The organism is Ornithinimicrobium faecis (assembly GCF_023923225.1).
Taxonomy (GTDB): domain Bacteria; phylum Actinomycetota; class Actinomycetes; order Actinomycetales; family Dermatophilaceae; genus Ornithinicoccus; species Ornithinicoccus faecis.
This window is the reverse complement of sequence record NZ_CP099489.1, coordinates 3,782,057-3,800,428: the sequence shown is the minus strand read 5'-3', so window position 1 is coordinate 3,800,428 and position 18,372 is coordinate 3,782,057. Positions and strand designations below refer to the sequence as shown.

Below are 18,372 nucleotides of genomic sequence, written 5' to 3'. Positions count from 1 at the left end.
TATGAGCGACGACGACGTGACGAGCTGGCTGTTGGCGGGGGATCCGGCGATCCGTTGGCAGGTGCTGCGCGACCTGACCCACGCCCCGGAGCAGGAGGTCGCGGCCGAGCGTGCCCTGGTGGCGACCAGCGGTTGGGGCAAACGGCTGCTTGATCTGCAGGCCGACGGGCAGTGGGCCGGCGGCGCCTGCTTCCCGGGCCAGGGCTGGCGCCCGCCCGGACCGGTCGTCGGTGACCCGGAGGCGCAGCCGTGGGTCGCGACCCTGCCGACGCTGCGGCTCCTGCGGGACTGCGGGGTCGACCCTGCTGACCCGGCGGTGCGCACCGCCGTCGAGGAGGTCCGGGACACCAGCCGGTGGGAGTATGCCGGTGAGCCGTTCTTCGAGGGCGAGGTCGAGCCGTGCGTCAACGGCGGCGCGGTCGCGCTCGGTGCCTATTTCGGCCAGGACGTCGAGGGCATCGTCACCCGCCTGCTGGGCGAACAACTCGAGGACGGCGGGTGGAACTGCGAGGCCGAGAACGGCTCGACGCGGTCCTCGTTCCACAGCACGATCTGCGTGCTGGATGGGCTGCTGGAGTATGAGCGGGCCAGCGGCACCCAGGACGTGTCGGCCGCGCGCCGCGCAGGGGAGGAGTATCTCCTGAGCCGCGACCTGTTCCGTCGGGCCAGCACCGGCGAGGTCGTCGATCCCGACTGGTTGCAGTTCTCCTTCCCACCGCAGTGGCACTATGACGTGCTGCGTGGGCTCGACTACTTCCGGGCCGTCGGCGGCACGCCGGATCCGCGACTGGCCGAGGCCGCAGACCAGGTGCGGGACAAGCAGCAGCCCGACGGCACCTGGCTGCAGGAAAACACCCACCGCGGCCTGATCCACTTCGAGCTGGAGGACGGCGACGGCGCGCCGAGCCGGTGGAACACCCTGCGGGCGTTGCGGGTGCTGCGCTGGCACGACGGCGCCTGATGAACTTCCTGACACACTGGCGACATGGGTTGGTGGAGCGAGCGCGTGGTGCCGCGGCTGACCCATGCCACGCTGAACAACCCGGAGGTCGCGCGCTATCGGGAGCGGGTCTGTGCCGACCTGTCTGGTGACGTCCTGGAGCTCGGCTTCGGCACCGGCCTGAACCTGCCCCACCTCCCCGCCGCCGTGCGCTCGCTGATCGCGGTGGAGCCGTCCCACCTGGCGTGGGAGATGGCCTCGTATGCCGTGGGAGACAGCCCCGTCGAGGTCACCCGGGGCGACCTGCGGGCGGAGAGGATCAGCCTGCCCGACGCGAGCGTGGACGCCGTGCTGGTCACCTTCTCGCTGTGCACCGTGCAGGACCCGGCCCGGGCGCTGTCAGAGGCCGCCCGCGTCCTGAGGCCCGGCGGGGCACTGCACTTCCTGGAGCACGGCCGGTCGCCCGATGAGCGGGTGCGTCGTTGGCAGCAGCGGGCCGAGCCGCTCCAGCGGGCCATGGTGGCGGGTTGCCACCTGACGCGCTCGGCCCCGGAGCTGGTGGAGGCGGCTGGGTTCCGGCTCGGCACCGTGGACTCCTGGTATGTGCCGGGCCCAGGCCTGTCCAAGCCGTGGGGCTATCTCTCGCTCGGGCGGGCCGAGCGGCCCCTCACGTGAGGCTCGACCTGGCCCGGATGGGGCAGGGCCTGCCCTTCGCCACGGCCCTGCCTGATCTGCAGGCCGCCGTTCGCGAGCGTGGAGTTGCCGTCGTCCAGGCGCCACCGGGGACCGGCAAGACGACGCTCGCCCCACCGGCCGTGGCGGACGTGCTGGGTGCTGGGTCTCCCGGCGCGGCGGGTCGTGTTGTCGTCGTGCAGCCACGTCGGATCGCGGCACGTGCTGCGGCCCGGCGGTTGGCGTCCCTGAGTGGCACGCCACTCGGTGAGTTTGCGGGCTTCACCGTGCGCGGCGAGCGCCGCGTGTCGGCTGGCACCCGGGTTGAGTTCTGCACGCCCGGGATCCTGCTCCGCCGTCTGTTGGCCGACCCGGACCTGCCGGGGACTGGTGCGGTGATCCTCGATGAGGTCCACGAGCGTGGGCTGGAGACTGACCTGCTGGTGGGGATGCTGGCCGAGGTCAGGGCGCTGCGCGACGACCTGGTGCTGGTGGCGATGTCGGCGACCCTTGACGCGCCCCGCTTCGCGTCCCTGCTCGGAGACGACCAGCACGGTCCGGCGCCGGTCGTGGACTGCCCCTCCGCTCTGCACCCGCTCGACGTCTGGTGGAGGCCTCCGACTGCGGCGCGGACCGATGCGAGAGGAGTGTCCGACACCTTCCTGGAGCACGTCGCTGCCACAGTGGCTGACGCGCACGCTCGGGCGGGCTCCACGCTCGGGCTGACCGCGCCGCCCGATGCGCTGGTGTTCGTCCCCGGTGTCCGGGAGGTTGATCGTGTCGCAACTCGGGTGCGCGCTCTGGTGCCGGACGCGGAGGTGCTCGAGCTGCACGGCAGGCTCGACCCGCGGGCACAGGATCGGGTGACCGCCGGGTCGACCGCGGGGGATCGACCCCGCATCGTGGTCTCGACCTCGCTGGCGGAGTCCTCGCTGACGGTCCCGGGCGTCCGCCTCGTGATCGATGCCGGCCTGGCCCGCGAGCCGCGACGCGATGCCGCACGTGGCATGTCCGGGCTGGTGACTGTCGCGGCCTCGCGGGACGCGACGATCCAGCGTGCTGGACGTGCGGCACGACAGGGGCCGGGGATCGCTGTCCGCTGCTTTGACGAGACCACCTTCGCGGCGATGCCGGCACACGTGACGCCCGAGGTCGTCGTCGCCGACCTGGTCGGGCCGGCCCTGACCCTGGCCTGCTGGGGATCCCCGCGCGGGGCGGGGTTGTCCCTGCCCGATGCGCTGCCGCCAGCAGCCCTCAACGATGCCGAGACGGTCCTGCGCCGCCTCGGTGCGGTCGACGAGGAGGGCCGAGCCACCGACCTGGGGCAACGCCTCGCCGGGGTGCCGGCTGATCCCCGCCTCGCACGCGCTCTGCTCGACGGGGCGGAGCTGGTCGGCGCCCGCACGGCGGGCGAGGTGGTCGCCGCCCTGGCCGACGACCACCGGCCGGAGGGTGGCGACCTGTCGGCGCTCCTGCGCAGTCTGCGTCGCGGCAGTGCCCCCGGCGCAGGCCGATGGAAGGACGAGGTGCGCCGTCTGCGAGACCTGGCCACTCGGCATACGGAGGCCTCGGTGGACGCCTCGGGCGCTGGCGGGCGCCCTGCGTCCGACGGTGACGCGATCGGGCTGGTCGTCGCGCTGGCCCACCCCGACCGGGTCGCCAGACGGATGGGGGAGGTCTATCTGCTCGCGTCCGGCACCCGAGCGGCCCTCCCGCCTGGCAGCCTGAGCGGACAGGAGTGGCTCGCTGTCGCGGACGTGGCGCGGGCCGAGGGACGAGTCGCTGCCGGCACCGGGGCCGTCATCCGCGCCGCGGCGCCCTTGAGTGCGGAGTCGGCCGAGCTCGCCGCAGGGGGACTGCTCACGGACCAGACGACAGCGACGTTCCGCGATCACCGGGTGGTCGCCCGCCGGGTCCGGTCGCTCGGAACGATCGAACTCGCCTCTGCCGCAGTGCGACCCAACCCCGAGGATGCTCGCGCAGCCGTTGAGTCCGCACTGGCAACCCAGGGACTGGCGATGTTCACCTGGTCGCCTGCTGCGGACGCCCTGCGCCGCCGACTGGCCCTGCTGCGCCGCGTCCACGGTGAGCCGTGGCCCGACGTGTCCGATGCTGCGCTGGAGCAGAGGTGGCCGGAGTGGCTCGGCCCAGAGGTCGATGCGCTCGCGGGTGGTGGTCGCGCCGATCGGATCGACCTGCACGACCCGTTGCGGCGGTTGCTGCCCTGGCCGGAGGCATCCCGGCTCGGTGAGCTGGCGCCCGAGCGGCTGGGGGTGGCCAGCGGACGTGACGTGCGGATCGACTATCCGGCGGTGGACGATCCGGAGGGGCGGCCGGTCGTCGCGGTGAAGCTGCAGGAGTGTTTCGGCTGGGCGGAGACGCCGAGGGTGGCCGGCGTGCCGGTCCTCTTCCACCTGCTCTCGCCAGCCGGTCGGCCGCTTGCGGTCACCGACGACCTGGCCTCGTTCTGGTCCGGGCCCTATGCCCAGGTGCGGGCCGAGATGCGCGGGCGATACCCGAAGCATCCGTGGCCCGAGGACCCATGGACGGCTCCTGCCACGGCGCGGACCCGCGGCCGCCGCTGACTCTGGTTCTTGTGGATAACCCCGGCCGCCCCCGCCGGGATCGACCTACTCTCGGTGCATGGATGTGGTCAAGAGCAGGCTATTCGGCGGGATTGGTGACGCCATGAGAGCGCTGATATCTTGTGCTATCAGGAGGTGGTCTGCCATGACCGATGTTCTGATCCGCAATCTGGATGACGAAACGATCCGCCGTGTTGATGCTGATGCGGCGCGGCTCGGGCTGTCGCGCAACGAGTACCTACGCCGGGCGGTAGCCCGGTTGGGCGGGGCGGCCCGAGCGACGACCCGCGAGGATCTTGATCGGTTCGCCGATCGGTTCGCCGATCTGAGCGACGAAACGGTCAGGGGAGCCGCGTGGTCCTGACTCAGCCATGGCTGATTGACACGTCTGCGTTCGCGCGGTTGTCGACCTCACCCGACGCGGTGGTCTGGATGGAGCGAATCGACCGCGGCCTGGTCCGAGCCGCGACCGTCACGCTGCTCGAGCTGGGATACTCCGCGCGGTCTGGCGCAGACTGGACCAACGGGTTCCAGCAGCCTCCGTTGAGTCACGTGCCGGTGGAGAACCTGACTCCAGCCATGGAAGCCCGAGCCCTGGTGGTGCAGGGACTCCTGGCCGAGCGCGGACATCATCGCGCGGCGAAGGTTCCAGACCTGATCGTTGCGGCCACTGCAGAGACGGCAGGGCTGACGGTGTTGCACTGCGACAAGGACTTTGACCTCATCGCCGACGTGACGGGGCAACCGGTGGAGAGGCTGCGCGTCAGCGCCTGAGCCGTGGCACGTCGGTCCTGTTGCGCCTCGAGCGTTGGTCAGAGGGGCCGGCCGTCTGCGCCCAGCACGGTGAGTGGCCCCTCCTTCGGCGTGGGCACCTCGAAGTGGTCGAAGTAGGCGGCCGCCAGATCCGGTGACAGCTGGAAGTCGTCGGCGTGGTCGATGCCGCGCGCCCGCACCCGGCTCAGGCAGGTCTCCCGGTCGGTGGCCAGATAGATCGTCTCGGGCTCGATGTCGAGGGGCCGCAACAGCTCGCGGTAGTCCTCGCGCATCGCCCGGGACCAGAACGAGAAATCCAGCACGACGTCCCTGCCTGCGGTGACGAGGGCGCTGAGGCGGTCCTGCAGTTCGGCCTCGATGTCTCGGTGCGCCTGCTCGGGCAGCGGCATGCTCCGGTGGCCGCGTGCCCAGGCCTCCTGGTCGAACGACAGCCGGACCAGTCCTTGGCTCTCCAGGTCGCGGGCGACCGTCGACTTGCCGGACCCCGCGGGCCCGCACATGAAGACGACGCGCGTGCCACCCAGTGCATTACCGTCGCTCACGTCACGACACTAGCCACCGGCGATGCCGATTCGCGTGAGTCACTCGCGCCCGAGCACCGACTCCTGGCTGGGCAGTTGGTCCTGGCGCACGATCCCGACGGGGCAGGTCATGCCGTTCGGTCCGTGGTTGCAATAGCCCATCGGGTTCTTGTGCAGATACTGCTGGTGGACGGTCTCGGCGTAGTAGAACGGGCCGACTTCCGAGGCCGGAGCGAGCTCGGTCGAGATCTCACCGTGGCCGTTGTCGGTCAGCACCTGCTGGAAGGCGTCGTGCGTGGCCAGCGCGGCGCTCTCCTGCTCCTGGGTCGTCCAATAGATCGCGGAGCGATACTGCGTGCCGCGGTCATTGCCCTGGCGGTCCTGCGTGGTGGGGTCGTGGTTCTCCCAGAACGAGCGCAGCAGCGTCTCGGGGTCGGTCTGCGAGCGGTCATAGACGACCATGGCGGCCTCGGCGTGGCCGGTGCGGCCGCTGCAGACCTCGTCATAGGTCGGGTTCGGCGTCAGACCACCCATGTAGCCAGCGGCCGTCGAGAGCACACCGGGCAGCCTCCAGAAGATCCGCTCGGTGCCCCAGAAGCAGCCCATCGCGACATAGAGGATCTCCGAGCTCTCCCCCCACGGTCCGTGCAGGGGCGTGCCCAGCACCTCGTGGGTGACCGGGATGTCGGGGAGCGCCTCGGAGCGACCGGGCAGCGGGGGACCTGGGATCTCGGGACGGGACTGGCGCATGCCTCCAGTATGCGCCGCCCCCGGCCAACGACCATGGTGGGTGGCCTGGGTGGGAAGAGCCCCGTTCGCCCACGGCTGGGGACAGGCACGGGGTATGCCGACACTCGCCGTGCGCAGTGGCGGTCGACTCAGCGGTGTGGCAAGTTTGCCGCCATGGACGTTGCGCTGCGGTTTGGGCTCCCCGTGCTCCTGATCATCCTCGGAGCCGCCCTGTTCTTGTGGGGCCGCCACCAGCGGAACGAGGCACGGGCACAGGTGGCCAGCAAGGGTGGGTTCGGAGGCCCTCCGGGGACCCTGGACATCGGCACCGAGATCGGCTTCGGCGTGGAGGGTGAAGGGCCCAATCCGGCAGCTGCCCGACCGAAGATCCTGGGCGGCCTGGTCCTGATGGCAGTCGGGGCGCTGCTGCTTGTCATCATGTCCGTGTGGCAACTGCTCAGCTGACCCTGCTCTGCGTCGACGTCGGCTCGACCTTCACCAAGGCGGCCCTGCTCGCTGCCGACGGCACCCTCCTGGCCCGTGCCGCGACCCCCACGACGCTTGAGAGCGACGTCCTTGACGGGGTCCGCGCGGTGGCGGCGGAGTGTGCCGCAGCCGGACACGACGTGCCGGACCTGCAGGACCGGGACCGCGTGCTGCTGTGCTCGAGTGCCGGTGGTGGCCTGCGCCTGGCAGTCGTCGGATATGAACGGCAGGTCACCGCCGAGGCCGGGCACCGGGTCGGGCTCAGCGCCGGGGCCAAGGTCGTGCACGTGGCCACCGGCACCCTGCGCACCGCCGACGTGACCGCGCTGCGGGCCGACCGGCCCGACATCGTGCTGCTGGTCGGCGGCACCGACGGCGGCAACTCCGAGGTGCTGGTGCACAACGCCCGACGTCTGGCCCGCTCCCGCGTCGGCGCCCCGATCGTGGTCGCCGGCAATGTCGAGGCTCAGGGCGCTGTCGTCGCGGAGCTCGAGGCGACCGGCCGCTCCTATGTGTTGGCCGACAATGTGCTCCCGCGCATCGGGGTCGTCGAACCGACCTCAGCGCGGGCCGCGATCCGCGAGGTCTTCCTGCGACACGTCATCGGGGGCAAGGGGCTGTCCAGGGGGCCCTTGTTCGGCTCCCTGGTGCGTGCCGCGACCCCGGATGCCGTCCTCACGGGGGTCGAGACCGTTGCCGCGGCGCGAGGTGCCGATGTGATGGTGATCGACATCGGTGGGGCGACCACCGACGTCTACTCCGTCATCACCCCCGAGGGCGAGGACGCGACGTTGCGCAAGGAGGTCGTCGCCCGGTTGTGGCACGCCCGCACCGTCGAGGGCGACCTCGGCATGCGGTGGAATGCTCCGGGCGTCCTGGAGGCAGCAGACGCAGAAGCGCTCGCGGTCCCGGAGTCTGCAGCCCTGGCGGCGTGGGTGCAGCGGGTGCACGAGCAGCCGGCCACTCTGCCCGGTGACGCGGACGCGGCCTCGCTGCTCGGTGAGCAGCAGCTGGACCTGGAGTTGGCCCGTCTCGCCGCGACCACGGCCGCACGACGCCACGCGCGTCCCGCCAACCCCGGTGAGGCTCCGCGACCGCTGCAGAACGTCCGCCACCTGCTGGGCTCCGGCGGCGTCCTGCGACACGCTCCCGAGGGCGGGGCCGAGACGGTCCTGCGCGCGGTGCTCACCGACCACGGTGGTGGGTGGCGCCCACCGGAGGACGCGCACCCGGCCGTGGACACGGCATACCTGCTGTTTGCTGCCGGGCTGCTGGCCGCTGATCACCCCGGAGTGGCCCGGCGGGTGGCCGAGCAGGTGCTGACACCTCAGTCAACAGGGCGAGGCATCGACGCACTGCGCTGAGCGGCCTCGGCCAGGGCGGTCAGCGCGCTCGCGACGACGGGCTGGCGCCGGCTGCCCCGGCGGATGCTGCTGCGGATGTGCCGGGCCGGCGTCGGGTCACCACGCAGCGGCACGCGGATGATCTGATAACCGCCCGGGAGCCGGGCCAACCGGGGGACGAGCGAGACGCCCAGGCCGGCGTCGACCAGCGCCGCGCCGGTCTCCCACTCGACGGCCTCGTGGGCAACGAAGGGTGAGAACCCGGCTGCCGCACAGGCTGCCTGGGTGAGGTTGTGGAAGGTGCTGCCGGGGCGGTCCAGGATCCACGGGTCGTCGGCGACCTCGCGCAGTGACACCGAGGACCGGTGGGCCAGCGGGTGGTCGGCCGGCACGAGCAGGTCCAGCGGGTCCTCCAACACGCTCTCCTGCTCGAAGCGCGCGTCGGTGGTGGAGGGCAATCCGGGGACAGCGACCACCACCGCGAGGTCGGCCTGGTCGGCGAGCAGCAGGTCGAAGCACTCGGTCGGGTCAGCCTCGATGATCCGCACCGTGCTGTGCGGATGGTCGGCCCGCACCCGAGCAGCGACTGAGGGCAGCAGTGCCGCTGCAGCAGTGGAGAACCCACACAGGCGCAGCGTGCTGCCCGGCTCGGGATCGGCCTCGGCGACCTCGGCGTGGATCTCCTCCCACCGGGCATAGAGCTCGTCGGATCGCTCCAGCAGGATGCGGGCGGCGACGGTGAGCCGCACGCCCCGACCATCGGGCTCGAGCAAGGTGACCCCAAGGTCCCGGGCCAGCCCGCGCAGCTGGTGGGAGACGGCAGAGGGGGTGTAGCTCAGGTCGTGGGCAGCGGCCGTAACTGTGCCCCGGGCGGCGACGACCCTGAGCACGTGCAGCCGTGGATCAATCATGCAAAAGTATTGCACGATCTCGTGCGGGAACTGTTGATTCTCTTCAGGGGTAAAGAGCGTCACACTGGCCATGTGGAGCACCTCGATCCGCTGTTGGAGCCCTTCGCGCTCAAGTCCCTGACGCTGCGCAACCGCATCGTCAGCACCTCGCACGAGCCCGCCTATGCCGAGGACGGACTGCCCAAGGACCGCTATCGGGCCTATCACGTGGAGAAGGCCCGGGGCGGGGTCGCGCTCACCATGATTGGTGGCTCGGCCGTGGTGTCCCCGGACAGCCCACCGGCCTTCGGCAACCTGCTGCTCTATCGCGACGAGATCGTGCCGTGGCTGCGCCGGCTGACCGACGAGGTCCACGAGCACGGTGCCGCGGTGATGACCCAGGTCACCCACCTGGGGCGGCGCACCAGCAACTACTCCGGCGACTGGCTGCCGCTGGTCTATCCCTCGGCGCTGCGCGAGCCCGCTCACCGGTCCTTCCCCAAGATCGCGGAGGCCTGGGACCTGGATCGGATCGTCTCGGACTATGCCGATGCCGCCGCCCGCTGCGCAGCGGCCGGCCTGGACGGGATCGAGTTGATGCACTACAGCCACCTGCTCGACTCCTTCCTCTCGCCCGCGACCAACCACCGCTCGGACGACCACGGCGGCAGCCTGGAGGCGCGGATGACCTTCCCGCGCAGGGTGATCCGGGCCGTGCGGGAGGCGGTGGGCGAGGACTTCATCATCGGCATCCGGATGTCCATGGACGAGGACCGCCCCGACGGGCTGCAGCGGGACGAGGCCCTCGAGGCGCTGCGGCACTATGTCGCCGACGGCATCGACTTCCTCAGCGTGATCAAGGGGACCATTGACCGGGACGCCACGCTGGCCAAGGTCATCCCCTCCATGGGCACGCCCGCCGCGCCGTTCCTCGACTTCGCTGGCGAGATCCGGCAGGCCATTGACATCCCGGTGATGCACGCCTCGCGGATCAGTGATGTCGCGACCGCCCGGCACGCGATCCGGGGCGGTCTGCTCGACCTGGTCGGCATGACGCGCGCCCAGATGGCAGACCCCTTTCTGGTGGCCAAGCTCGCTGCCGGCGAGGAGGATCGGATCCGCCCGTGCGTCGGTGCGAACTATTGCCTGGACGCGATCTATGAGTCCGGCGACGCCAAGTGCGTGCACAACCCCGCGACGGGCCGCGAGCAGCAGCTGCCACAGCGCATCGAGCGCAGCACCGGGCCGCGCCGAACCGCCGTCATCGTCGGCGCCGGACCCGCCGGTCTCGAGGCAGCCCGGGTGCTGGGGGAGCGCGGGCACCGAGTCACCGTGCTCGAGGCCGCTGACGCTGCGGGAGGGCAGCTGCGCCTTGCTGCGTCTGCCCCGCGCCGGCGTGACCTGATCGGCATCGTCGACTGGCGGCTGGCCGAGGCCAAGCACGCCGGGGTGGAGTTCCACTTTGGTTCCTTCGCCGAGGCTGAGGTCGTCGTTGCTGAGGAGCCGGACCTGGTGATCATCGCCACCGGGGGCGTGCCCAACCGCACCTTCCTCACCGTGGGCCAGGACCTGGTGGACGACACCTGGGACGTCATGGACGGCAGTGTGCACGCGACCGGTGACGTCCTGGTGTTTGACGACAACGGCGCGGAGCCCGCGATGGATGCCGCGGAAAAGCTGGCCCGCACCGGCGCCCGCGTCCATCTGGTGACCCCGGAGCGCGCGCTGGCCCCGTTGGTCGGCTCCATGAACTCGCCCGCCTATCTGCAGGCCTTTGCCGAGCACGACGTCGCGGTGCGACTGGCGCACAGGTTGATCGGGGTGCGGCGGGGGGCCGACGGACGCCTGATCGCTGAGCTCTACAGCGAGTATGCCGATCGCACCCTGGAGCAGACCGTCGACCGGGTGGTCGTCGAGCACGGCACCCTGCCCAACGACGAGCTCTATCTGGAGCTGGTCCCCGGGTCGAGCAACCGGGGCGAGGTCGATCACCGGGCGCTGCTGGGTGGGCGGCCGCAGGAACTGCGCACCAACCCCGCGGGCCGCTATCAGCTGTTCCGGATCGGCGACGCCGTTGCGAGCCGGAATGTCCACGCCGCCATCTATGACGCGCTGCGTCTGTGTCACACCGCCTGAGACCGGAGGGATCACCATGACCACCCTTGATCAGACCGTCGCCGACTCGACCCTGACCGACCCGACCCCGACCAACCGGACCCCCACCGAAGCGGCCGCGACCGCTGCGCCGGCACACGGCATACCGGATCCTGCTGTGCTGGTGGCCCGCCGCCGACCGGGCCATGTCCTGGAGGGGCCGTTCTACACCAGCCCGGAGATCTTTGCCCTGGACATCGATGCGGTCTATGCCAAGCAGTGGATCTTTGTCGCGACCGAGCCGGAGATCGCCGAGCCGGGCGACTACGTGACGATCGACCTGGGGCGCTATTCGGTCATCGTGCTGCGCGACGACGACGGGCAGGTCCGCGCCCTGCACAACGTGTGCCGGCATCGCGGGTCGCGGGTGCTGCTCGAGGAGCGTGGGTCCGTCGGCAACCTGGTGTGCGGCTATCACCAGTGGACCTATGCGACCGACGGCAGGCTGCTCCATGCCGGCGAGCAGCCGCCCGAGTTCGACAAGGCCTGCTTCGGGTTGCGCCAGGTGGCCGTGCGGACTGTGGGTGGCCTGATCTTCATCTGCCTGGCGACCTCGCCGCCGGAGGACTTTGACGACGTGGCTGACCGGATCGAGCCCTATCTCGCACCGCACGACTTGGCGAACACCAAGGTCGCGGCGCAGGTCGATCTGGTCGAGCACGGCAACTGGAAGCTCGTGATGGAGAACAACCGGGAGTGCTATCACTGCGAGGCCGGGCACCCCGAGCTGACCTGCACGTTCTTCCCGACCTATGGCTTTGCGCTCGAGGACATCCCGGCCCGTCTGATGCCGGCGCACGCGCGCTATCTCAAGGCAGGGGTCGACCTTGCGCGGGCCTGCGACGAGCGCGGCCTGCCGCACGCGGAGATCGAGGAGCTGACCGACCGGTCCACCGGCTTCCGGATCCAGCGCGAGCCGCTCGACGGGGCGGGGGAGTCCTACACCCGCGACGGGAAGGCCGCCTGCCGGAAACTGTTGGGGGACCTGGACATCCCCCGTCTCGGGCGGCTGTCAATGCACACGCAGCCCAACGCGTGGTTCCACTTCCAGGCCGACCACGTCGTCACCTTCAGCGTGCTGCCGCTGGCCGCAGACCGCACCCTGGTGCGCACCACCTGGCACGTGCACCGCGACGCCGTGGAAGGCGAGGACTATGACCTCGACCACCTGACCGAGGTGTGGAGCAGGACCAACGAGCAGGACGGTGAGTTCGTGGCGCGCACCCAGGCCGGTGTGAGCAGCCCCGCGTTTGTGCCCGGGCCCTATTCGTCCAGTGAGTATCAGGTGGACGCCCTGGTCACCTGGTATCTCCAGCGGTTGCAGGAGCACCTGGGCCGATGACCGACATGCTGCAGCGCCTGCCGGCGCCCGAGGTCGCCCAGCAGTTGACGGACGACTTCGACGGGCTGCTCACCTGCGTCGAGATCACGCCGATCACGCACGACGTCACGAGCTTCACGTTCGCGCTCCCGGGAGGCGCCGGGCTGATCTTTGCACCGGGGCAATACCTCACGATCACTGTCGAGGTGGATGGCGTCCAGCTCGAGCGCTGCTACACCATCTCCTCCTCTCCCGCGCAGCCCGAGCGGCCCACGATCACGGTGAAGCGCTCGCCGGATGGTCCTGTCTCGACCTGGCTGCACGACCAGCTGCGGGTCGGCGACGTGGTGTCGGCCGCTGGGCCGTATGGGCTGTTCAGCACCGCCACCCACCCCGCGCGGAAGGTGCTGTTCCTGTCGGCTGGCAGTGGCATCACGCCGCTGATGTCGATGACCCGTGCGATGCGCGACCAGGCCCTCGTCTGCGGGAGTGGGTCGGGTCTGAGCGGGCCGGGCCTGGGCGAGCCATTGGATATCGTCTTCGTGCACTGCGCGCGGACTCCAGACGACATCATCTTTCGCGCCGAGCTCGAGGCACTGGCCGCCGGGGGGCTGGCCGCGGTGACGATCATCTGTCAGGACGACTCGCCGCAGGAGGTGTGGCAGGGGCCGCGTGGCCGGTTGACGCTGGGGGCCCTGTTCGCCGCGGCCCCCGACGTGCTCGATCGTGAGGTCTTCACCTGCGGCCCACCGCGCTTCATGGCCGCCGTCGCCGAGCACCTGACCCTGATCGCCGCGGACCCGGCGCGCTCTCACCGGGAGTCGTTCGTCCTCGACGCTGGTGCTCCTGCGTCGGAGCGAGCGTTGAGTGGAACCAGTCACCTGGTGACGTTCGCGCGCAGCGGCGTGACGGTTGAGTGTGATGCCGCGACAACGGTGCTCGCGACAGCGGCCTCGGCCGGGCTGCGGCTGCCGTCCTCGTGCCAGGGAGGAGTGTGCGGCACGTGCAAGAGCACCCTGTTGTCGGGGCAGGTCGACATGCAGCAAGCCGGTGGCATCCGCCAGCGCGAGATCGACGAGGGCAAGTTCCTGCCATGCTGCTCCACGCCGTTGGGTGATCTGGAGATCGACGCCTGAGCTCGCCGCCAGCGCTCAGCCGGTCGTCTGCTGCTCCAGGAACTGCAGGACCTCGGTGTCGTCGACGCCAGGAAAGACACCGGGTGGCATGGCGGCGAGCAGGTGGGAGTGCACGCGGGCGCTCGGCCACGCCTTGCCGTCCCATCGCGAAGCCAGCTCGGCCGGCGGCTGGGCGCAGCAGCTCGGGTCGGGGCACCGGGACTTGGACCGCTCGGTGGTCTCGCGTCCTCGCATCCACTTCACGTGCGCATAGGGCACGCCGACGCTGACCGAGAAGGTGCCGTTGGTGGTGCGGTCCACCATCGCGGTGCACCAGTAGGTGCCGGAGCGGGTGTCGGTGTATTGCTGATAGGCGCTGGACAGGTCCGGCTGCTCAAAGACGACTCGTGCGGTCCAGTGGCGGCAGACCCGTTGCCCCTCAATGGCTCCGGTGGCGTCGCTGGCGAAGCGGACGCCGTCGTTCTCATAGGCCTTGTAGATCAGCCCGGCCTCGGAGATCCGCATGAAGTGCACCGGCAGGTCCAGGTGCCGGGTGGCCAGGTTGGTGAACCGGTGTGCCGCAGTCTCGTAGGACACGGCATAGGCATCGCGCAGGTCCTCGATGGCGATGTCCTTGGCCGCCTTGGCGCGCTTCAGCAAGGGCACAGCGCTCGTCTCGGGCATCAGCAGGGCAGCCGAGAAGTAGTTGATCTCCACGCGCTGGGACAGGAAGTCGCCATAGTCGGCCGGCACCTCGTGGCCGAGCACGACGTGCCCGAGCGCCTGGAGCGCCAGCGAGCGTGAGTCGTGCTGACCCGCGTCCGGCTGTGGCAGATAGATCCTCCGGTTCGCCAGGTCGGTGACCGTCCGGGTGGACGTCGGCAGGGCGGCCGTGTGCACCAGGGTGAAGCCCAGGTGGGTGGCCAGCTTGTCGACCGCAGTGCGGGTGATCGGACCGCCACGGTGGTCGATCGACGCCAGCAGCTGACCGGCGGCGGCCTCGATGTCGGGGAAGTAGTTGTTGGCAGCACGCATGCGAGCACGCAGCTCGGCATTGGCCCGCCTCGCCTGCTCGGGGGTCGCGGCACGCTCGGCCTGCACGGCCGCCAGGGCCTCGTGCATGCCGACCAGCGCCTCGAGGGCCTCGGTGGGCAGCCGCGGCCCGATCTTGACCGCGGGCACGCCCAGCGACTCGAACGAGTCCGCACGCTGGGCCTTCTCCAGCGCGATCTCCAGGGCGGCGCGACGGCTCGGTGGGCGCGCCTGCAGCAGGTCGGACAGGTCGGTGTCGAGGGCCTTGGCCAGGGCGGCGAGGGTCGACACCTTGGCCTCGCGCTTGCCGTTCTCCAGCAGCGAGAGCGCCGAGCCGGAGATGCCCGCGGCGCCGGCGACGTCATCGAGCGTGCGACCCGAGCCGCGCCGGATGTGCCGGAGCTGGCGACCAATGGTGATCGAGTCAGGAACGGAGGCCAGATCTGTCATTGCGCCACCGTAGCGCAAGAAACGTAAAAATTGACTGGAAGATTCGTGGCAAATGGGGTGGAACTTGACTCAATGATGGGTCCACGCACCAGAACGGCGTTCCTTGCGACAGCTCGCCAGGAAGCGCCCACCGACACCGAAGGGACGTCTCATGACCGTCACGCTGAACAACCCGGACGCCACCACCGAGTCCACCGAGGGGCCCACGACGATCACGTCGGCCGCCGAGGCACTGCGCACCGAGTGGGCCGCCAACCCCCGCTGGTCCGGCATCGAGCGCACCTACTCGGCCGAGGACGTGGTGCGTCTGCAGGGCAGCGTGGTGGAGGAGAACACCCTCGCTCGCCGCGGCGCCGAGAAGCTGTGGGAGCAGCTGCAGACCAAGACCTTCACCCGTGCCCTCGGCGCGCTGACCGGCAACCAGGCCGTCCAGCAGGTCCGCGCCGGTCTGGAGGCGATCTACCTCTCCGGCTGGCAGGTCGCGGCCGACGCGAACCTCTCGGGTCAGACCTACCCCGACCAGAGCCTCTACCCCGCCAACTCCGTGCCGGCCGTGGTCCGCCGCATCAACAACGCCCTGATGCGCGCCGACCAGATCGACTGGTCCAACGAGATCAACGAGACCGACTATCTCGTGCCGATCGTCGCCGACGCTGAGGCCGGCTTCGGTGGCCCGCTCAACGCCTTCGAGCTGATGAAGCAGATGATCGTCTCCGGTGCCGCAGGGGTGCACTGGGAGGACCAGCTCGCCTCGGAGAAGAAGTGCGGCCACCTCGGTGGCAAGGTGCTCGTGCCCACCGCCCAGCACGTGCGCACCCTCAACGCAGCCCGTCTCGCGGCGGACACCCTGGGCGTCTCCACCCTGGTGATCGCCCGCACCGACGCCCTGGCCGCCGACCTGCTGACCAGCGACGTCGACCCGATCGACCAGGAGTTCATCACCGGTGAGCGCACCAGCGAGGGCTTCTACCGGGTGCGCAACGGCATCGAGCCGGTGCTTGCCCGCGCCAAGGCCTACGCCCCCCACTCCGACCTGATCTGGGTCGAGACCGGCACCCCCGACCTCGGCCTGGCGCGCGAGTTCGCGGCCGAGCTGCACAAGGAGTTCCCGGGCAAGATGCTCGCCTACAACTGCTCCCCGTCCTTCAACTGGAAGTCGGCGCTGTCCGACAGCGAGATCGCCGCGTTCCAGGACGAGCTGGGCGCGCTGGGCTACAAGTTCCAGTTCATCACCCTGGCCGGCTTCCACGCGCTCAACCACTCGATGTTCTCCCTGGCCCACGGCTACGCCCGCAATGGCATGAGCGCCTACGTCGAGCTGCAGGAGGCCGAGTTCGCCGACGCCGAGCGCGGCTACACCGCCGTCAAGCACCAGGCCGAGGTCGGCACCGGCTACTTCGACAAGGTGTCCACCGCGATCAACCCGACCAGCGGCACCCTCGCGCTCACCGGCTCCACCGAGGAAGAGCAGTTCCACTAAGAATCGCCCCGGCCCCCACGGCTGGTCAGCCGGACCGGCCCTCGCCCCGCACCGGGCGACCACCGCCGCACCCCGGCTGACCAGCCAACCCGGCCACACGACATACGACAAGGAGTTTGAGATGACCACCACCACCCACCGGGGCACCAACGGTGCCGTCCAGATCCGCGGCTCCGAGCACCCCCGCTTCGACGAGGTCCTCACCGCCGAGGCCCTGGACTTCGTCCGCAAGCTGGACGGTGCCTTCGCCGGCCGCCGCGCCGAGCTGCTCCAGGCCCGCCGCGTGCGTCAGCACCAGATCAGCGCCGGGCGCGAGCAGCTGGACTTCCTCCCCGAGACCCGCTCGGTGCGCGAGCACAAGTCCTGGCGGGTGGCTGAGCCGGCGCCGGGTCTGGAGGACCGTCGCTGCGAGATGACCGGTCCGGCCAGCCGCAAGTTGACCGTGAACGCGCTCAACTCTGGCGCCCGGGTGTGGATGGCCGACCTCGAGGACGCCACCGCGCCCACCTGGTTCAACGTCATCGACGGGCAGCTCAACCTGGCCGACGCGATCCGCGGCCAGATCGACTTCACGGACGACAAGGGCAAGCGGTATGCCGTGGAGGGGCAGACCCCGACCATCGTCCTGCGTCCACGGGGTTGGCACCTGTGCGAGAAGCACCTGTCGGTCGACGGACGGCCGCTGCCGGCCTCCCTGGTCGACTTCGGGCTGTACTTCTTCCACAACGCCAAGGAACTGCTGGCGCGTGGCGCGGGACCGTACTTCTACCTGCCCAAGCTCGAGTCGCACCTGGAGGCCCGCCTCTGGAATGACGTCTTCGTCATGGCGCAGGACCTGCTCGGCATCCCGCAGGGCACCATCCGGGCCACCGTGCTGATCGAGACCGTGTCGGCGGCGTTCGAGATGGAGGAGATCCTCTATGAGCTGCGCGACCACTCCTCGGGCCTGAATGCCGGGCGGTGGGACTACATCTTCAGTTACATCCGCACCTTCGCGCACCGCGGCCCGGGCTTCGTGCTGCCGGAGCGCTCGGCTGTCACGATGAGCAGCCCGTTCATGCGGGCCTATACCGAGCTGTTGGTCAAGACCTGCCACAAGCGCGGTGCCCACGCGATCGGCGGGATGGCGGCCTTCGTGCCGGACCGCACCGATGAGGCTGCGACCGCTGCGGCCTTGGAGAAGATCCGCGCGGACAAGGAGCGCGAGGCCGGCGACGGCTTCGACGGCTCGTGGGTCGCGCACCCGGCGCTCGTCCCGACCTGCACCGACGTCTTCGACGATGCGCTGGGCCTGCGCTCCGACCAGCGCGACCACCAGCGTGACGAGGTCGAGGTGACCGCCAGTGACCTGCTGACCATCGACGCTGACCCGGTCGTGACGGAGGCCGGTCTGCGCACCAACATCACGGTGCCACTGCGCTATCTCGCGGCCTGGACCGGTGGTGCCGGTGCCGTGGCGATCGACAACCTGATGGAGGACGCCGCGACGGTCGAGATCTCCCGGGCCCAGCTGTGGCAGTGGATCCGCAACGCGACCACGCTGGACGATGGGCGCGCGATCACCCGCCAGATGGTCTCGGACCTGATCGAGGAGGAGTCCGGACGGTTGGCCGCCGAGTTGGGTGGCGACGCCGTCGAGCCGCTGGCCAGGGCACGCGAGGTGCTGGCCTATGTCTCGCTGGGGGAGTACCTGCCCGGGTTCTTCACCAACTACGCCTACGTCCGCTATCTCATCGACAAGCCGATGACGGGCCCCCTCGACAAGGAGGACCTGCGGATGTCCGAGCGCGTCCCAGGGGCCGACGTCGAGGAGGACGCCGCCTGAGGCCCCATCGCTGTTCCGTCCCGCGGGGGTGCTCTTGTCACCCCCGCGGGTGAAC

At 70.3% G+C, this 18,372-nt stretch carries 16 protein-coding genes; 12 read left to right on the top strand and 4 right to left on the bottom strand.

Annotation, left to right across the window (positions count from 1 at the left end):
• Position 1: 1 nt before the first annotated feature.
• The 5 genes from NF556_RS17665 (at position 2) to NF556_RS17645 (ending at position 4,971) form a co-directional block, all read left to right on the top strand.
• Positions 2 to 961: a hypothetical protein gene (locus NF556_RS17665; protein ID WP_252592457.1), complete on the top strand. Its 960-nt coding sequence runs from the start codon at positions 2 to 4 to the stop codon at positions 959 to 961.
• A 24-nt stretch (positions 962 to 985) separates the two neighbouring features.
• Positions 986 to 1,615 carry a class I SAM-dependent methyltransferase gene (locus NF556_RS17660; RefSeq protein WP_252592456.1) on the top strand — a complete coding sequence of 210 codons (630 nt, stop codon included), beginning with the start codon at positions 986 to 988 and terminating at the stop codon, positions 1,613 to 1,615.
• Positions 1,616 to 1,632: 17 nt separating this feature from the next.
• Positions 1,633 to 4,197: an ATP-dependent helicase HrpB gene (gene hrpB, locus NF556_RS17655; protein WP_252595852.1), complete on the top strand. Its 2,565-nt coding sequence runs from the start codon at positions 1,633 to 1,635 to the stop codon at positions 4,195 to 4,197.
• Positions 4,198 to 4,342: 145 nt separating this feature from the next.
• Positions 4,343 to 4,561 (top strand): type II toxin-antitoxin system VapB family antitoxin, encoded by a 219-nt coding sequence (gene vapB / locus NF556_RS17650; RefSeq protein WP_252592455.1) that lies wholly within the window; start codon positions 4,343 to 4,345, stop codon positions 4,559 to 4,561.
• Positions 4,552 to 4,971, top strand: a complete 420-nt coding sequence (locus tag NF556_RS17645) for a PIN domain nuclease (RefSeq protein ID WP_256829372.1) — start codon at positions 4,552 to 4,554, stop codon at positions 4,969 to 4,971. Before vapB ends, NF556_RS17645 begins: the two co-directional genes overlap by 10 nt.
• Before the next feature lie 38 nt (positions 4,972 to 5,009).
• On the opposite strand, the gene NF556_RS17640 is transcribed toward NF556_RS17645, so the two are convergent.
• A complete protein-coding gene (locus NF556_RS17640) occupies positions 5,010 to 5,513 on the bottom strand; it encodes a P-loop nucleotide/nucleoside kinase family protein (RefSeq protein WP_252592451.1) in 504 nt (167 codons plus the stop codon).
• A gap of 39 nt (positions 5,514 to 5,552) precedes the next feature.
• Positions 5,553 to 6,242: a peptide-methionine (S)-S-oxide reductase MsrA gene (msrA, locus tag NF556_RS17635; protein ID WP_252592449.1), complete on the bottom strand. Its 690-nt coding sequence runs from the start codon at positions 6,240 to 6,242 to the stop codon at positions 5,553 to 5,555.
• A 153-nt stretch (positions 6,243 to 6,395) separates the two neighbouring features.
• Between msrA and NF556_RS17630 the strand changes: the two genes are divergently transcribed.
• A complete protein-coding gene (locus NF556_RS17630) occupies positions 6,396 to 6,686 on the top strand; it encodes a hypothetical protein (RefSeq protein WP_252592447.1) in 291 nt (96 codons plus the stop codon).
• A complete protein-coding gene (locus NF556_RS17625; RefSeq protein WP_252592446.1) occupies positions 6,668 to 8,071 on the top strand; it encodes a glutamate mutase L in 1,404 nt (467 codons plus the stop codon). The genes NF556_RS17630 and NF556_RS17625 overlap by 19 nt, the downstream gene beginning before the upstream one ends.
• On the opposite strand, the gene NF556_RS17620 is transcribed toward NF556_RS17625, so the two are convergent.
• A complete protein-coding gene (locus NF556_RS17620; protein ID WP_306270443.1) occupies positions 8,035 to 9,033 on the bottom strand; it encodes a LysR family transcriptional regulator in 999 nt (332 codons plus the stop codon). The two genes, NF556_RS17625 and NF556_RS17620, sit on opposite strands and share 37 nt — an antisense overlap.
• Here NF556_RS17620 and NF556_RS17615 point away from each other — a divergent pair, their 5' ends adjacent.
• The 3 genes from NF556_RS17615 to NF556_RS17605 are packed head-to-tail and all read left to right on the top strand — an operon-like array spanning position 9,034 to position 13,551.
• Complete coding sequence (locus tag NF556_RS17615) at positions 9,034 to 11,076, top strand: NADH:flavin oxidoreductase (protein ID WP_252592444.1); 2,043 nt, start codon at positions 9,034 to 9,036, stop codon at positions 11,074 to 11,076.
• A 16-nt stretch (positions 11,077 to 11,092) separates the two neighbouring features.
• Positions 11,093 to 12,436, top strand: a complete 1,344-nt coding sequence (locus NF556_RS17610; protein ID WP_252592442.1) for an aromatic ring-hydroxylating oxygenase subunit alpha — start codon at positions 11,093 to 11,095, stop codon at positions 12,434 to 12,436.
• A complete protein-coding gene (locus NF556_RS17605) occupies positions 12,433 to 13,551 on the top strand; it encodes an FAD-binding oxidoreductase (protein WP_252592441.1) in 1,119 nt (372 codons plus the stop codon). Before NF556_RS17610 ends, NF556_RS17605 begins: the two co-directional genes overlap by 4 nt.
• 15 nt (positions 13,552 to 13,566) lie before the next feature.
• On the opposite strand, the gene NF556_RS17600 is transcribed toward NF556_RS17605, so the two are convergent.
• Complete coding sequence (locus NF556_RS17600; protein WP_252592439.1) at positions 13,567 to 15,012, bottom strand: helix-turn-helix domain-containing protein; 1,446 nt, start codon at positions 15,010 to 15,012, stop codon at positions 13,567 to 13,569.
• Positions 15,013 to 15,163: 151 nt separating this feature from the next.
• On the opposite strand from NF556_RS17600, the gene aceA reads away from it, so the two are divergent.
• Positions 15,164 to 16,492, top strand: a complete 1,329-nt coding sequence (aceA, locus tag NF556_RS17595) for an isocitrate lyase (protein WP_252592437.1) — start codon at positions 15,164 to 15,166, stop codon at positions 16,490 to 16,492.
• Between the two features lie 121 nt (positions 16,493 to 16,613).
• Entirely contained in the window at positions 16,614 to 18,317 is a 1,704-nt protein-coding gene (gene aceB / locus NF556_RS17590) for a malate synthase A (RefSeq protein ID WP_252592435.1), read from the top strand.
• The last annotated feature ends 55 nt before the right edge of the window (positions 18,318 to 18,372 follow it).

Excerpts from the sequence above, each read along its gene's own strand:
- NF556_RS17665 (WP_252592457.1), top strand. The coding sequence starts at position 2 with ATGAGCGACGACGACGTGACGAGCTGGCTGTTGGCGGGGGATCCGGCG.
- NF556_RS17660 (WP_252592456.1), top strand. The coding sequence starts at position 986 with ATGGGTTGGTGGAGCGAGCGCGTGGTGCCGCGGCTGACCCATGCCACG.
- hrpB (WP_252595852.1), top strand. The coding sequence starts at position 1,633 with ATGGGGCAGGGCCTGCCCTTCGCCACGGCCCTGCCTGATCTGCAGGCC.
- vapB (WP_252592455.1), top strand. The coding sequence starts at position 4,343 with ATGACCGATGTTCTGATCCGCAATCTGGATGACGAAACGATCCGCCGT.
- msrA (WP_252592449.1), bottom strand. The coding sequence starts at position 6,242 with ATGCGCCAGTCCCGTCCCGAGATCCCAGGTCCCCCGCTGCCCGGTCGC.
- NF556_RS17630 (WP_252592447.1), top strand. The coding sequence starts at position 6,396 with ATGGACGTTGCGCTGCGGTTTGGGCTCCCCGTGCTCCTGATCATCCTC.
- NF556_RS17620 (WP_306270443.1), bottom strand. The coding sequence starts at position 9,033 with ATGGCCAGTGTGACGCTCTTTACCCCTGAAGAGAATCAACAGTTCCCG.
- NF556_RS17610 (WP_252592442.1), top strand. The coding sequence starts at position 11,093 with ATGACCACCCTTGATCAGACCGTCGCCGACTCGACCCTGACCGACCCG.
- NF556_RS17605 (WP_252592441.1), top strand. The coding sequence starts at position 12,433 with ATGACCGACATGCTGCAGCGCCTGCCGGCGCCCGAGGTCGCCCAGCAG.
- NF556_RS17600 (WP_252592439.1), bottom strand. The coding sequence starts at position 15,012 with ATGACAGATCTGGCCTCCGTTCCTGACTCGATCACCATTGGTCGCCAG.
- aceA (WP_252592437.1), top strand. The coding sequence starts at position 15,164 with ATGACCGTCACGCTGAACAACCCGGACGCCACCACCGAGTCCACCGAG.
- aceB (WP_252592435.1), top strand. The coding sequence starts at position 16,614 with ATGACCACCACCACCCACCGGGGCACCAACGGTGCCGTCCAGATCCGC.